The organism is Thermococcus piezophilus (assembly GCF_001647085.1).
Classification (GTDB): Archaea; Methanobacteriota_B; Thermococci; order Thermococcales; family Thermococcaceae; genus Thermococcus; species Thermococcus piezophilus.
In genome coordinates, this window is the sequence record NZ_CP015520.1 from 162518 (window position 1) to 176720 (window position 14203).

The following is a 14203-nucleotide window of genomic DNA, read 5'->3' on the forward strand; positions in this document are numbered from 1 at the left end:
TCTCACCCGCTTAGATGGCCAAACATCTCGGCGTGCTCGGCCTCACTCTTCTTCCTTGCCTCCTCGAGTATCTTCATAGCCTTCTCAAGGCTGAGCGCGACGACCCGGGAAACGCCTTTCCTCATACTCACGCCTATTATCTTCTCTGCGTTGGCCATCATGACGTCTCTGAGAGTTATGACGATGAACTGGCTGTTCTCTGAGGCCTCTTTTATCAGGTCAGCAACGCGCTTGACGTTGGCATCGTCTAGGTGCGCGTCTATCTCATCGAAGAGGTAGAATGGCGCTGGCTTGTAGCGCTGGATTGCAAAGACGAAAGCCAGAGCCGTCAAAGCCTTCTCGCCACCGCTCATGGCTTCAATCCTCTTGACGTCTTTGCCGGCTGGCTTGGCTTCTATCTCCAGTCCACCTGCGAAGGGGTCATCCGGATTTTCGAGGATGAGCCTCGCGCTTCCACCCGGCGAGAGCTTGGCGAAGAGCTCGGAGAAGTTCTTGGCGATCTTGTTGAGTGTCTGCATGAAGACGGTCCTCTTCTGGCCTTCTATCTCCTCGATGAATTCCTCTATGCTCTCCTTCTCTGCGACGACCTGCTCGCGCTTGCTCTTGAGCTCAAGGTATCTGCGCTCAACTACCTCAAAGTCCTCAATGGCTTTCATGTTGACTGGCTCGAGGGAGCGTATTTCCTCCTCCATGCGCTCTATCTCCTCTTTCAAAGCCTCGAGCTCCAGCGGTATCTCCTTGATAGACTTGATGAGCTTGGCGTCGTAGTGCTTGAGCTCCGCCTGCTTCTCATTGAGGGTAGCCTCGTACTGAGCGAGGCGTATCTTCAGCGTGTTGGCTTCTATCCTGAGGTTCTGAAGCTTGTTCATGAGTTCTTCCTTCTCGGCGCGGAGCTCAACTATCTCGTTCCTAAGCGTCTCCCTTCTCTCGCGGAGCTCTTTGAGTTCATCCTTAACGTTCTCCTCAGCTTTCCTGAGCTCCTCAAGCTCATTCTCGAACTCCACTATGGCTTTTTCGTTCTCCGCTACATTGCTCCTGAGGGCGTTTATTCTGTTGATGAGGCCCTCTATCTCCTCCTCGAGGTCAGCCTTCCTTGGAAGGAGTTCCTCATTAATTCTTACTTCAAGGCCCTCAAGCTTTGACTCGACCTTGCTCAGCTCCTCCCTGAGAGAGCTTATCTCGTGCTCGACCTCGCGTATCTTCTGATTGAGCTCCCTCGCCTCAGGATTTTCCAGGGCCTTCTTGAGCTTGTCCTTCTTCTTCTCAAGCCTTTCTACCCTGCCCCTCAGCTTGGCCATCTCGCCCTTGGTGTCGCTTATTCTCTTCTCGAGAACCTCGATGAGCCTCTCGCTCTCCTCGATTTCCTCCTTCAAAGCCTTGTCTTCCGCGAGGAGCCTGTCAAGCTCGCGCTGAATAACCTGCAGATCCTTACTGAGGTCGCTTCTCCTCATGCGCATCTCAAAGAGCTCGTTCTGAAGGCCCTTAATCTCGAGCTTGAGAGCGTTGATTGCAGACTCGAGGGCTTCCCTTTCCCTATCGAGGGCTTTGACCTTTCTCCTAAGCTCGTCGGTGTTGATTGAAAGCTTGCCCCTCGGCCTGTAGTGGCCGCCGGTAATTGCTCCGCTCTTCTCGAGAAGCTCGCCGCCGAGGGTCACCATCCTGACCCTGCCAATACCGATAGTTCTGGCCTCATCCATGTCGTTGACTATCAGCGTGTCACCGAGGGCGTATGCCACTGCGTTTTTGAACCTCGGGTCGTACTGGACGACGTCCATCGCTGGAACTCCAAGGCTTGGTTTTTCCTTCATCGAGCGCGGCTTTATCTTGTTGAGAGGGAGGAAGGTTAGCCTTCCGAGCTTCTTCTCCTTGAGGAGCTTAATGGCCTTCTCGGCCACCTTATCGTCTTCTACCACAACGTTGTCGTAGTTGCCACCGAGAGCGACTTCAACGGCTAAAGCATAATCCTTATCTGCCACCTTAATAAGCTCTCCCAAAGAACCGTAGAGGCCCGGAATGTTCTGGGCCTTGAGGAACTCTATCGCCCGGTTGCCCCTTACCTCCTTCTGGGCCTCGGCCTTTATCAGCTCCTCCCTGGCCTTGCTCAGTTCACTCGTCACCTTACTCAGCTTCTTCGTCTTCTCCTCAAGCTCTTTCTCGGTCTTTCTCAAACGGGACTCGGCCTTCGCCATCTTGTCCTCTATCTCGCCGAGCTCCGAGCGCTTCTCCTCGAGAGAGCGCTTGGCTTCTTCAATTTTGGACTTCAGGACCACTCGCTTGGCGTTATCCTTGGCGATCTTAGTCTTAAGGCGCTCTATTTCCTCCTCGAACTTCTTAACGTCGCCCTCCTTCATGTAAAGTTCCTTCTTAGCATTCTCAAGCTCGTCAACGACCCTGTCAAAGTCCTGCTTGGCTATGGCGAAATTTTTGTCTATCTCTCCCAGTTTGATGACCAGCTCGTTCTTGATAACCTCTTTCTCCTTTATCTCGGCCTTAAGCTTCCCCTTTCTCTTGCTCCAGCGCTGGATCGCGCTTTTGCTCTTCTCTATCTCCTCTGAAACCTTCTTAAGTTCCTCCTTGGCCTTGGAAAGGCGGCGCTGACTGTCCTCTATTTCATTCTGGGCGAGTTCGATGTTCTTTTTGGCCATCTCTATCTTCGACTTAACCTCGCTTATCTTTTTCGTTACTTCAAGGATGCCGTCCTCACTCTTCTCTTCGAGCTCCGTCTCGACCGCGTTCAGCTCCCTCTCTTTGGCGATTATTTCTTTGGCAATATCCTTAAGGCGCTCCTCTATGGCAGCTATTTCCGCTTCTATGCCCTTGTCGCGAACGTGGCTTTCCTCGATAAGGTTTTCGAGTTTTCTGATCTCTCCTAAGAGAAGAGTAACCTTCGCTCTCTCAACACGCTCCTTTAGGTCGAGGTACCTCAAAGCATCGTTGCGCTCCTTCTCAAGCTTATCCAGCTGGGCCTTTACTTCCCTTATGAGCAGATCGACCCTCGCCAAGTTTTCCTCGGCCTGTTTGAGCTCCTTCAAAGCCTTCTCCTTCTTGACGTCGTACTCGGCTATTCCGGAAATCTCATCGATGATCATCCTCCTCTCAGTAGGGCTCATCTTGATGAACTTGGTTATGTCTCCCTGGAGAACGAGGTTGTATCCTTCTGGGGATATCATCGCAGCGCTGAGGACGTCGAGAATATCGCTTCTGCTAGTTCTCTTCCTGTTGAGCCAGTAGGTGCTCCTGCCATCAGGGTAAACGCGGCGCTTGATGACAACTTCATCCTCATCTAGGGGGAAGCCCCTGTCCTCGTTGTTGAAGTACATGGCAACTTCAGCGTACTTAGCTGGGGGCTCAGTCTTCGTGCCGGCGAAGATTAAATCGCTTATCCTCGTCGCGCGCATGGCCTTGGCAGAGAGACCGCCGAGAACGAAGAGAACAGCGTCACCGATGTTGCTCTTTCCAGAACCGTTGGCGCCCACTATCGCTGTAAAGCCCTTAGAAAGCGGAACGACGACCTTTCGGTTACCGTAGGATTTGAAACCTTTCATTTCAATTTTCTCGATGTATGGCATGCTCTACACCTAAGTTAGGGATTGGTGGAGAGGGTTATATAACTTTACTGCTTGAAAACCTCGCCCTTTAGGAAGAAGGTCAGCTATTCAACGATTCTCTTGAGAAGGATGAGAACCTTATTATCGAGCCCATCACTGACGGTCACGTAGAAGTTCGAGTCCATGAGAAGAGCCATGTCGCGGAGCTTGCTAACAAAACGAAGAGTTGGTTCAACACCGTGTTCAATCATGAGATATTCAACAGCATCAAGAATGACATCCACCTTCCCATTTTGGAGATGCTCCCAGACCATCTGCTCTATCACATGCAACTTTGAGGGGTGAACTGCGTTTGAATGGGGCACCTTGGTGAGCCATATCTGATAGATGTTGTTTCCCATGATATCAAAGGGAGGCTTTCGAGTTATGAGGATTTTTGTCCTGGCCGGGTCCCTCTTGAGGACCTCATTGAGATACCGGTAGTTTATTATTCTGGGCCCAGTCTGTATGGCCTTTCCCTTGAAGGGCATAATTATCACTTCGCACGTTTTTATTAAACAGTATTATAGCCTCTTTCCAAATTATCGTCGGCATATGTCCGGTAAGGAACTTATAAGTATTACTGTTCGTTATTAAAAAATTCTGTAATAAATCCTCAAGTTCAATCAAAAGGTGGAGAAACAGCAAATAATTAAAAACTCTTGAAAGTTATAATCGATTACTCTTCATTCCTTTCACATAATTCAAGCAGAACTCCGGTTACTGCTTTGGGGTGGACGAATGCTATTTTTGCACCGCCAGCCCCTAGTCTGGGCTGTTCGTCTATCAGCCTATACCCTGCATCCTTGAGTTTTGCAAGGTGTTCCTCAATGTTATCAACTCCAAGTGCAATGTGGTGTATTCCTTCTCCGCGCTTAGCAATGAACTTAGCTATTGGAGAATCCTCTGCAGTCGGCTCAAGAAGCTCAATCCTGCTCTCTCCAACGTGTATTATGGCGGTTCTAACTTTCTGATCCGGCACTTCTTCAATCTCCTCAACGCTAAGGCCAAGACCCTCCCAGACCTTTATAGCATCCTCAAGGTTTTTCACAGCAATTCCAACGTGGTCGATCTTCTTTATCACACTTTCACCCCCAGGGCTTTTTCGAGAACCAAATCCGCGGCAGAATACGGATCCATCTCACGCCGCACGATTCTATCTATCAGGGCAGTGACCTCATCCTCGGTGAGCCTCTCGCTAATCTTTCTCACTATAGTACCGGAGATTATGGTCTTTATCTCCTCCTCGGCGCGGAACTTTCTCTTGCGTTCTATCTCGCCGCTCTCCTCAAGAAACTCCATGTAGTCTTTTATTGCCTTCCAGAGCTCCCGTATCCCCTTCATCGTCGTCGCAACGGTCTCGATTATGGGCGGTCTCCAGCCTCTTTTTTCCCAGCGCTCCTTCTCGAGGTCGAGCATGAGGTTGAGCTCGAAGTAGGTAGCGTCAGCCCCCTCTTTGTCGGCCTTGTTTATGATGAATATGTCTGCTATCTCCATCAGCCCGGCCTTTATGGCCTGAATGTCGTCCCCGAGGCCAGGAACGGTTACAAGAACTACAGTGTCGGCGGTTTTCACTATGTCAATCTCAATTTGGCCAACGCCAACAGTCTCCACGAAGATGACGTCGCAGCCGTAGGCGTCGAGAACCTTTATGGCGTCGCTCGTGGCCTTAGCCAAACCGCCAAGGGAACCACGTGTAGCCATGCTCCTTATGAAAACGCCCGGATCGGTCGAATGGCGCTGCATCCTTATCCTGTCGCCGAGAAGGGCACCACCGGTGAACGGAGAAGTTGGATCTATGGCGATAACACCGATGAGCTTGCCTTCCTCCCTCGCAACGCGGATAAGCTTGTCGAGGAGGGTCGATTTTCCCGCACCAGGAGGACCAGTGATGCCGACTATGTAGGCGTTGCCCGTGTAGGGATAGATACGCTTGATTATCTCCCGGGCTTTTTCCTCGTCGTTCTCGACGAGGGTTATCAAACGCGCGGTGGCCCTCTTGTCACCATTAAGCATGCGCTCAATTAGTTCGTCTATCATCGTCACCACTCGGACAAATTATCCAAAAAGAAATTATAAACGTTGGGCTCAGTTCTCAGATGAGAACTTCTTGAGCGTTGGAACGTTGTCGTCTATGAACTTTATGATGTCGCCGATTGGACTGCCGGGGCCAAAGACTTTAGCAACGCCCATTTTTTCAAGTTCTTTGGCGTCGTCGGGAGGTATTATTCCGCCGGCAACGACGAGGACGTCTTCGTTGGGCTTTAGTCCCTTTTCCTCCAGGAGCTTGAGTATCTTCGGTATGAGGACCATATGGGCTCCCGAGAGGATGCTTATGCCAAGAACGTCCACGTCCTCCTGGATAACGCTCTCCACTATCTGCTCAGGGGTCTGCCTTATTCCAGTGTATATGACTTCAAAACCCGCATCACGCAAGGCCCTCGCAACGACCTTTGCTCCCCTGTCGTGACCGTCAAGGCCAGGCTTTGCGACGAGAACCCTAACTTTTGAGCGCTCGACCACTTTCACCACCGTCGGGATTTTGTTTCGAGTGGTATTTAAAGGTTGTCAAAGCTCAAGGTTGAACTTTACGTTGGATATTTTGTCCATAATCCTTTTAATCTCTCCTGAGCAGTCAAGACCATGATGGACATGCACACCCACACCAGCTACTCCGACGGAGTGGGGACGATACTAGAAAACCTCGCCGAGGCGGAGCGGAAAGGGCTCAGGCTGCTGGGGATAAGTGACCACATTCACTACTTTACCCCAAAGAGCTTCAACGCGTATCTGCGGGATATCAACACTGCGGGGAAGGACTCTGAAATTGTCCTCTTATCGGGAATCGAAGCCAACATTGAGCCGAACGGGCAAGATATCGTTGAATATTTCGCAGAACGGCTTGATTACATCATAGCAAGCGTCCACAGGTGGGTGGAAACCCCCAGGGAATACATCGAGCTTGTCAAAACCGCCCTGATGGACGATAATGTGGACGTAATCGGCCACTTCGGCGCAAACTTCCCCTACATAGGCTACCCAAGCAGAGATGAGCTGATGGAAATCCTTGAGCTGGCTGAAGCGAATGGGAAGGCCTTCGAGATAAGCTCAAGATATAGGGTTCCCGAGCTGGACTTCGTGAGAGAGTGCATAAAGAGGGGGATAAAGCTGACGTTTGCCAGCGACGCCCACTGGCCGAAGGATGTTGGAAACGTTTCCTGGAGTGAGAAGGTTTTCAGAAAGGCTGGAGGAAGGAAAGAAGACCTCCTCTTCTCGGAGCTGCTATAAAACCTCAAAGCCAAGCTCCCTCAATTTCAGTATTATCTCGATAGGAAAGCCGACTACGTTGTAGTAATCACCCTTAATCCATTCGACCAAAAGCCCGCCCTTCCCCTGAATTCCATACGCTCCAGCCTTGTCCATGGGCTCGCCCGTCCTTATGTAGACCCATATGAGCTCGTTGCTAAGCTCGCGGAACTTCACCTCGGTAACGACCGCCCCGCAGTGCTCTTTCCCTTCATGGATTATGCAGTAGCCTGTTGTAACGCGGTGAATCCTGCCGCTGAGGAGCCTGAGCATTTTGTAGGCCTCTTCCTCGTCCCTGGGCTTGCCAAGTACGTGGCCGTCTATTGAGACTACGGTGTCGGCGCCGATGACTGTGCCACCCGTTTGCCCATAGACCTCCTTCGCCTTCCTACTCGCAAGCTCAACAGCGTAAGCCTTCGGCTCAGTCAGAGAGCACTCCTCGCTCGCATTGCTCGGGACAACCTTGAACTCCTTTATGAACCTGCCAAGTATTTCCCTTCTCCTCGGACTCGCGGAGGCCAGCACTAACATGATTGGGCCTTCGGAAAAGGGTTAAAAAAGCTTCCGAGAACTAAATCCGGCGATGACGACAATTTCGCTAGCTGAGGTGTGATGAGTACCCTTGCAGCTGAGCCTTTCAGGAATTTTCCTCTTCTTTTCCGCTCCTAAAGAGCATCTCAACCGTGCAGAGGATGAGATAGACAAACGCTAGAAAAATAACATCTCCCCGAATAAGGTCACACAAAGGCCACTATGAAGACGAACGGGAAGATGAGCAGAACCAGGCCGAAGAAGTTCTCTGCTCCAGGAATGAAGGGCATGAATATCAGCACAATGAACAGGACAGCCAGCATTAACGCCAGATCCTGAAGGAACCCACAGCAGTGGCCTCCGCGGAGTTTTGTTACCACTAAAGAAAAGAAGAGATTAAATTATAAAAAGTTTTCAAGGCTACGCGGAGGCCCATATCGGAATGCCCGCATCGAGGAGCCTCTTCAGCTCCTTCCCTATCGGCGTGCTCTTGCTTACCTTGACGAGGCCCTTCTTGCTTGGCGTTGCGGTGAAGACATACTGCTCGCCGCCGTAGAACTTGAGCGGCTTTTTGGCGTAGTCCGGCGAAACGCGGAGCACTATCGTTTTCTTTTTTTCCTCGACATCGACGGGTATCTTCTCCTTCGGCTTTGCCGCTTCCCTCTCGGCGAAGCTCTTGACGTCTATGCTTATTCCTATGCGCTTCTCAAGCTCGGTGATGCGCTTGCCCTTCTTGCCTATTATCGCCGGAATGTCAAACTCGTCGGCATAAATAACTGCCTTGTGCGGGCTGACTATCTCGACCTCGGCGTAAACATCAGGCAGGAACTTCTTTATCTCCTGCTTGAGCCTCTTCTCCGCGAGCCGTAAAGCTGGGGCCTTCTCCTCATTCTTTACTGAAACAACGCTTATCTCCTCACCGTAGGTGTATATCTCGTACTCAATCTCGCCCGTCTCAAAGTCGCGAACCTCGATGACAGGCCTGGCCAAGTCCTCCTCTTTCATGCCGCTTGGCACCTTAACGAGGTACTCTAGCGTCAGAACCTTGGCGACCCTTCCTGCCTTGATGAAAATCACAGTGTCGACTATCTGGGGTATCATTCCCAGCTCGACCCTTCCGATGAACCTCTGGATCGCATCGATGGGCTTGGTAGCATGCACGACACCAACCATTCCGACACCTGCAAGTCTCAAATCAGCGTATATTTTGAAGTCGCTAGTCTTTCTCATTTCGTCGAATATTGTGTAATCCGGCCTGACGAGGAGGAGTATGTCCCCCGTCTTTTCCATTCTACCAGCCAGAGCTGTGTACTGGGTTATCTCGTCGCTCACCTGCAGGTCCCTCGGCTTCTCCAGGGTTTTTACTATCTTGCCCATAGAGGCGTAGTACTCAGCCAAAGCCTGGGCAAAGGTCGTCTTTCCTTCTCCAGGTGCACCTGCTATGAGTATTCCCTCCGCCTTATCCACGAGCCTCTCCAGGAGCTTCTCGCTCAAATCGTAGTCCTCTATACTCAGCTTCGTGACGGGTCTAACGGCAGTTATCTCAATCCTGTCGGCAAAGGGCGGCTTGGCGATAACTATACGGTAGTTCCTTAGCTGGACGACGGTCGCTCCCGGCTCGTCGAGTTCTATAAATGATTCTGAGTCACGCCTCGCGCGCTCGACTATGTCATCGGCAATCTCTTCGAGCTCTTCATCGGTCAGAATCTCGTCACGAACGGGAACGAGCTTCCACTCTCCCGGCCTTCCCTTCTTTGCCATCGGCCTTAAGCCAGCTTTCAGGTGAACGCTCATCGTAGTCTCGTCAAAGAAGTCCTCCAAGCGGTGCCTGACTTCTTTCTTGGCCGTCAGGTAAATCACGCCTATACCCTTGGCGATGGCTATGTCCCTCTGCACCTGGTCACCAGTTATGAGCGTGGCGCTCAGCGTCTGGGCAACCTCCCTGACCATGTGGTCTATTTCTCCAGCCTTCGCTCTACTTATCTGCCAGAGCTCGGGCCGCTCGCCGTAGAACTCGAGGAGTATCTTTCCTTTGTCGGACATCTTACGGAGCTTCTTGAGCTCCTCAAGTCCCACATGACCTATAGCCTTCCCTTCATTGGCCTGATGCTCTATCTCGGCAATGACTGCTTCGGGGATGACGACCTTAACTTTGTCCTCAAGCGTTGATAGGAACTGCGTAAGGCGGCCATCAACTATAACACTCGTATCAGCAACGAATAATCTCATTTCTCTCACCTCAGAAGTCCAAAGGACTCCCGTCTGTTTATAAGACTTCCTAACTTGATGTTCTTACTAAAGGTTCATAAAGGTTTAGCCAAAAATACGATGGGTGAGACAATGGGCAGACTCATATCTATCGCTTCCGGCAAAGGAGGCACAGGGAAGACCACAACGGCTGCCAATTTATCAATAGCCCTTGGTAAGATGGGTTACAAGGTCTGTGCAGTCGATGCCGACTTAACTATGGCAAATCTAAGCCTAGTCATGGGTATCGACGATGCGTATACAACTATCCACGATGTTCTCGCTGAAAAGGCAAGCATAACTGATTCGATCTATGCCACTGCGTATGAAAACGTTCATCTCATCCCCGCGGCGATAGATTGGGAGCACGTTATAAGGGCCGACCCCAGAAAGCTTCCCGACACCATAAGGGAACTGAAGAGCCAGTTTGATTACGTCATCATCGACTCCCCAGCGGGGCTCCAGATGGACGCCATGAATGCCATGCTGAGCAGCGAGGAGGTACTTCTCGTAACCAACCCCGAGATTTCGTGCATCACCGACACGATGAAGGTTGGCATAGTTCTTAAGAAGGCCGGTCTGGCGATCCTCGGGTTCGTGCTCAATCGATACGGGAGAAGCGAGAACGATATTCCCCCCGATGTTGCTGAAGAAGTTATGGAGATACCCCTGCTCGCGGTTATTCCGGAGGATCCAGTGGTGAGGGAAGCCACCCTGGAGGGTGTTCCGGTTGTCGAATACAAACCAGACTCCAAGGGTGCCAGGGCCTACATGGAGCTCGCACAGAAGATAGCAAAAATAGCAGGCTTTAAGGCGAAGGTGATGGGATCGTGATATTAACTTTTATGGGAACGGCAGGAAGCGGAAAGACGACCCTAACCAGAGAATTTGGGAGGTATCTCGAAGAAAACGGCCACAGAGTTGCCTATGTGAATCTGGACACGGGGGTTAGACACATCCCATATAATCCAAGTCTCGACGTTAGGGAAAATGTCACGGCCTGGGAAATTATGGAAGAGGGCTACGGACCGAACGGGGCCATAGTTGAGAGCTATGATAAGCTTTTGCCCCACGTGGAGTTCTATATAGATACCATTCTCAGGCTCAACGAGGAAAACGACTACATTCTACTCGACACTCCCGGCCAGATGGAGACCTTCCTATTCCATGAGTTTGGAGTACGGCTGATGGAAAACCTCCCAGAGCCACTCGCGGCGTATCTCTTCAGCCCCGACATTCTCAAGAAACCCTATGACTTCTGCTTCGTCAAGTTCTTCAGCCTGATGATAGATCTGCGCCTCGGAACGACAACCGTTCCCGTCCTGAGCAAGGTAGACACCGTCAGGGACATCGAAAGGTACAGGAGATACCTCGAGGACACAGACTACCTGACCGCGAAGCTGAAGCTCGACCCGTCCACGCAGGGCCTATTGGCATATAAGCTGTGCTCGATGCTCCCGGAACTCACCCCTCCGACAAGGGTTGTCTATGTCTCAGCCAAAACCCGTGATGGATTCGACGAGCTGGAAACACTGGCATACGAGCATTACTGCACCTGCGGAGATTTGACCTAGTTCAGTCCTCGCCTGGGTTTATGGCCATCGTTTCAGCATGGGGAGATCATTTTGAAAACTCCTTCAAGGGATAAGGGGGAAGCCTTTTGGGACTGGGCTTTGAATGGCGTTGGGTGGGAGCATGTGTCTCATAGCGGGTGGGATTGGTAAGAACATAAGAGAACGCTTTATCAGCATGATAATCACTGGAAAACACAGGGGAGAGGATTCTTTCGGTGTGTGGACCGACAGTGGAGTGCTGAAGAGCCACGACTTCTCGGAAGTTAGTGTGATTCCCGATGGAAGGATAGGCCTCCTCCAGTGCAGGCTGGCCATGACCGGCTCGCTTGACCACAACCAGCCCTTCCACAACGACTTCTCCCTCGTCCACAATGGGGAGATATACAACCATCGCCACCTCAGGGCCTATTTGGAAGGAAAGGGCGTTTCTTTTGAGAGCGATGTGGACAGCGAGGCCATCCTGAGGCTCCTCAAATACTTCCTGAGGAAAAAGGGCATAGGAGTGGAAGAAGCCATCAGGAAGGCCATGCTGATGCTTGAGGGCGACTACGCCGTTGCCTTCAGCGACGGCGAGAGGATATACCTGTTCCGTGACCCGATTGGAGTACGGCCGCTCTACTACTCACCGAACGGCTTCTTTGCCTCCGAGAAGAAGGTACTCTGGGCGATAGGGGAAGAAGCCACGCCCGTTCAGCCTGGCGAGCTGGTGGTTCTCTCGCGCGAAGGGGTTTACAGAAGAAGGGTCTTCAACATTCTAGAACTCAAAGGAGGGCCACTCCCGCTGGAGAGGGCAAAGCTCGCCCTCATGAAAACGCTCGTCCATGCAGTTAGGGTCAGAGTTGGAAAGAGGACGGGGGTGCTCTTCTCGGGCGGACTGGACAGTTCACTTATAGCGCTCATAGCGTCTAACTACTCGAAGGTTACGCTCTACACTGCGGGAACCGAAGGAAGCCCCGATCTAGAATGGGCAAGAAAGGTAAGCGACGAGCTGGGCCTTCCACTCAATGAGTACGTTTTCGATTTTGATGATGTTAGGGAGGCCGTTCCGAGGGTAGCATTCGCGATAGAGGATCCGAATCCAATGAACCTGGCCATAGGAATTCCCCTCTACTTTGCCACAAAGCTCGCCCGTAAAGATGGCTGCAAGCTTCTCCTGAGCGGCCAGGGAGCAGACGAGCTCTTCGGCGGCTATGCAAAGTACCTTGAGAGGCCGGAACTCATGGAAAGCGATCTGCTCGATATGGGTGAGAAAAACCTCGCGAGGGATGACAAGATAGCGATGCTCAACTCCGTCGAGGGAAGAGTGCCCTTCCTCGACCTGGCAGTAGTGTCTATATCGCTGAGAACGCCGCTTGAATATAAGATACAGAACGGAGTCCGAAAGGCCATTTTGAGAGAAGTTGCCACTGAACTCGGCTTACCCCTCCAGATAGCGAACAGAGATAAGAAAGCCGCCCAGTACGGGAGCAGGGCTCAGAAGCTGCTAGAAAAGCTGGCCGGGATGGAGAGCATGACCCTCAGGGAATACGCCAAAAAAGCGTTTAACGAGGTCTTTAAAGAGAATAAACGTTTTTAAACGTTTTTTAATCTTTCAAGCATCATGGAGCTTTTTTAAACCTTCCTCGCAAACGGGGCCGAACGGTTTCCGGAAAAACGCTTAAATAGGCCCCTTCACAATTAGAAAGTAGGTGAAAAGCCGTGATCCTAAGAAAAGGCCTTGCATTGCTCATGGGGGTACTGATCATATTAAGTTCTACACTCACAGTTCATGCCACTCAAGTCAGCATGAACCTAGTCATCCTCGTCAGCGACAACGAGGCGGACATGGCCGTGGCCAAGAACGTAGCGGGGATTCTCGGTGCCCGAGTTGTAGTAAGCCCCTGGGGAACCTACAATCCCGTGGCAAGCGCCGAGATACTGACGATAAATCCAGACAGGGTGATAATAATCGGCGGCCCGGTGGCAGTCCCAGAGGAGTACCCCAAAGACCTCGAGAGCTTTGGGATACCTTACGAAAGATGGTACGGTGAGACGAGGTACGAAACCAACCTAGCAGTCATAAAGATGCTGAAGGAGGAGTTCCGCGAGGCTTTCGAGGAGATAAAGTACGCCATCATAGTAAACGGCAGGGATGCAATCGCCATAGAGGCCTACTCCACAAGGCTTCTCAGCGAGTTCTTCAGCGATGGGACTGACGGAAAGAGCATACTAATTCTAACCGATGTTGAAAAGGCCGATGAGACAATCCAGGCCCTAGACGAACTTAACTCTCTCGTAGAAGTGAAATATGCCGCCACATATTCAGGAACAATTAATTTGAAGCCGATGTTCCCTCTTAACGATGATCTCATAAGTTCATACCTGAAAAAGCGCTTTGGCAGTGAGTATTACCCCTCCATGGACATGCTCGCCCCTTACTCAACAGCAGTATATCATCTGCTGGTCAATGTCCAGAACAAGACCAACCGGGCTGAGAAGCTCCTTGACGGCCTCCAGATTCCCGACGCTAGGAAGAAGTTAGAAGAGGCGAAGAAGTTTATGACACTGGCATGGGCTCAATACAAAGAGGGCAATTACGCAATGGCCTACGAGCTGGCAATGAAGGCCAATTTCGACGCCGATTTCGTCATATCCCGTTCGTACAGCGAGATTAACACCATCTATCAGGGCTCTGCCAAACTGCAGATGACTAGGGAGATACTCCAGCTTGAGATTATGGTGAATGTCCTCCAGAAGAAGGGCTACGATGTGACTGAAATCAAAGCACTCATAGAGCAGGCCAAGGAAGCCCTTAACAAGGGAGATTACACTACCCTCCTGAAAGAGCTCATTCCAAGGATAAAGACGGAGATAGCCCAGCTGACCCTCGGGCGACCCATTCCGAGAGTGCCGGGTGGAAAGGACAGGGGAAGACCATAAGGCTTTTTAACGCCTTTTCTCCATTCTTTCCTGGTCAAG

The 14203-nt window shown here is 51.3% G+C and carries 13 protein-coding genes; 5 read left to right on the forward strand and 8 right to left on the reverse strand.

Annotated features, from left to right (window positions below):
- Positions 1-2: 2 nt before the first annotated feature.
- The 5 genes from smc to A7C91_RS00885 all read right to left on the reverse strand — a co-directional run bounded on the left by smc (position 3) and on the right by A7C91_RS00885 (position 6110).
- On the reverse strand, positions 3-3569 hold the full coding sequence (gene smc / locus A7C91_RS00865; RefSeq protein WP_068664093.1) for a chromosome segregation protein SMC: 3567 nt from the start codon (positions 3567-3569) through the stop codon (positions 3-5).
- A gap of 83 nt (positions 3570-3652) precedes the next feature.
- On the reverse strand, positions 3653-4078 hold the full coding sequence (locus A7C91_RS00870; protein ID WP_068664095.1) for a DUF835 domain-containing protein: 426 nt from the start codon (positions 4076-4078) through the stop codon (positions 3653-3655).
- A 188-nt stretch (positions 4079-4266) separates the two neighbouring features.
- On the reverse strand, positions 4267-4671 hold the full coding sequence (gene mce, locus A7C91_RS00875; RefSeq protein WP_068664097.1) for a methylmalonyl-CoA epimerase: 405 nt from the start codon (positions 4669-4671) through the stop codon (positions 4267-4269).
- Positions 4668-5627: a methylmalonyl Co-A mutase-associated GTPase MeaB gene (gene meaB, locus A7C91_RS00880; protein WP_068664099.1), complete on the reverse strand. Its 960-nt coding sequence runs from the start codon at positions 5625-5627 to the stop codon at positions 4668-4670. Before meaB ends, mce begins: the two co-directional genes overlap by 4 nt.
- 48 nt (positions 5628-5675) lie before the next feature.
- Positions 5676-6110: a cobalamin B12-binding domain-containing protein gene (locus tag A7C91_RS00885; protein WP_068664102.1), complete on the reverse strand. Its 435-nt coding sequence runs from the start codon at positions 6108-6110 to the stop codon at positions 5676-5678.
- A gap of 120 nt (positions 6111-6230) precedes the next feature.
- Here A7C91_RS00885 and A7C91_RS00890 point away from each other — a divergent pair, with 120 nt between their 5' ends.
- Entirely contained in the window at positions 6231-6875 is a 645-nt protein-coding gene (locus tag A7C91_RS00890) for a PHP domain-containing protein (RefSeq protein WP_068664104.1), read from the forward strand.
- Here A7C91_RS00890 and A7C91_RS00895 read toward each other — a convergent pair.
- The 3 genes from A7C91_RS00895 to A7C91_RS00900 form a co-directional block, all read right to left on the reverse strand.
- Positions 6870-7424, reverse strand: coding sequence for a Maf-like protein (locus A7C91_RS00895; RefSeq protein ID WP_068664106.1), 555 nt, complete (start codon positions 7422-7424; stop codon positions 6870-6872). The genes A7C91_RS00890 and A7C91_RS00895 overlap by 6 nt on opposite strands.
- Before the next feature lie 206 nt (positions 7425-7630).
- Entirely contained in the window at positions 7631-7804 is a 174-nt protein-coding gene (locus tag A7C91_RS10930) for a hypothetical protein (RefSeq protein ID WP_199920057.1), read from the reverse strand.
- Between the two features lie 40 nt (positions 7805-7844).
- Positions 7845-9653, reverse strand: coding sequence for a PINc/VapC family ATPase (locus tag A7C91_RS00900; RefSeq protein ID WP_068664108.1), 1809 nt, complete (start codon positions 9651-9653; stop codon positions 7845-7847).
- Positions 9654-9764: 111 nt separating this feature from the next.
- Between A7C91_RS00900 and minD the strand changes: the two genes are divergently transcribed.
- The 4 genes from minD to A7C91_RS00920 all read left to right on the forward strand — a co-directional run bounded on the left by minD (position 9765) and on the right by A7C91_RS00920 (position 14164).
- Positions 9765-10505, forward strand: a complete 741-nt coding sequence (gene minD / locus A7C91_RS00905) for a cell division ATPase MinD (RefSeq protein ID WP_068664110.1) — start codon at positions 9765-9767, stop codon at positions 10503-10505.
- Positions 10502-11245 (forward strand): ATP/GTP-binding protein, encoded by a 744-nt coding sequence (locus A7C91_RS00910; protein WP_068664112.1) that lies wholly within the window; start codon positions 10502-10504, stop codon positions 11243-11245. Before minD ends, A7C91_RS00910 begins: the two co-directional genes overlap by 4 nt.
- Positions 11246-11366: 121 nt before the next feature.
- Positions 11367-12821 carry an asparagine synthase (glutamine-hydrolyzing) gene (asnB, locus tag A7C91_RS00915; RefSeq protein ID WP_068664114.1) on the forward strand — a complete coding sequence of 485 codons (1455 nt, stop codon included), beginning with the start codon at positions 11367-11369 and terminating at the stop codon, positions 12819-12821.
- A 209-nt stretch (positions 12822-13030) separates the two neighbouring features.
- Positions 13031-14164: a cell wall-binding repeat-containing protein gene (locus tag A7C91_RS00920; RefSeq protein WP_199920058.1), complete on the forward strand. Its 1134-nt coding sequence runs from the start codon at positions 13031-13033 to the stop codon at positions 14162-14164.
- Positions 14165-14203 lie beyond the last annotated feature (39 nt).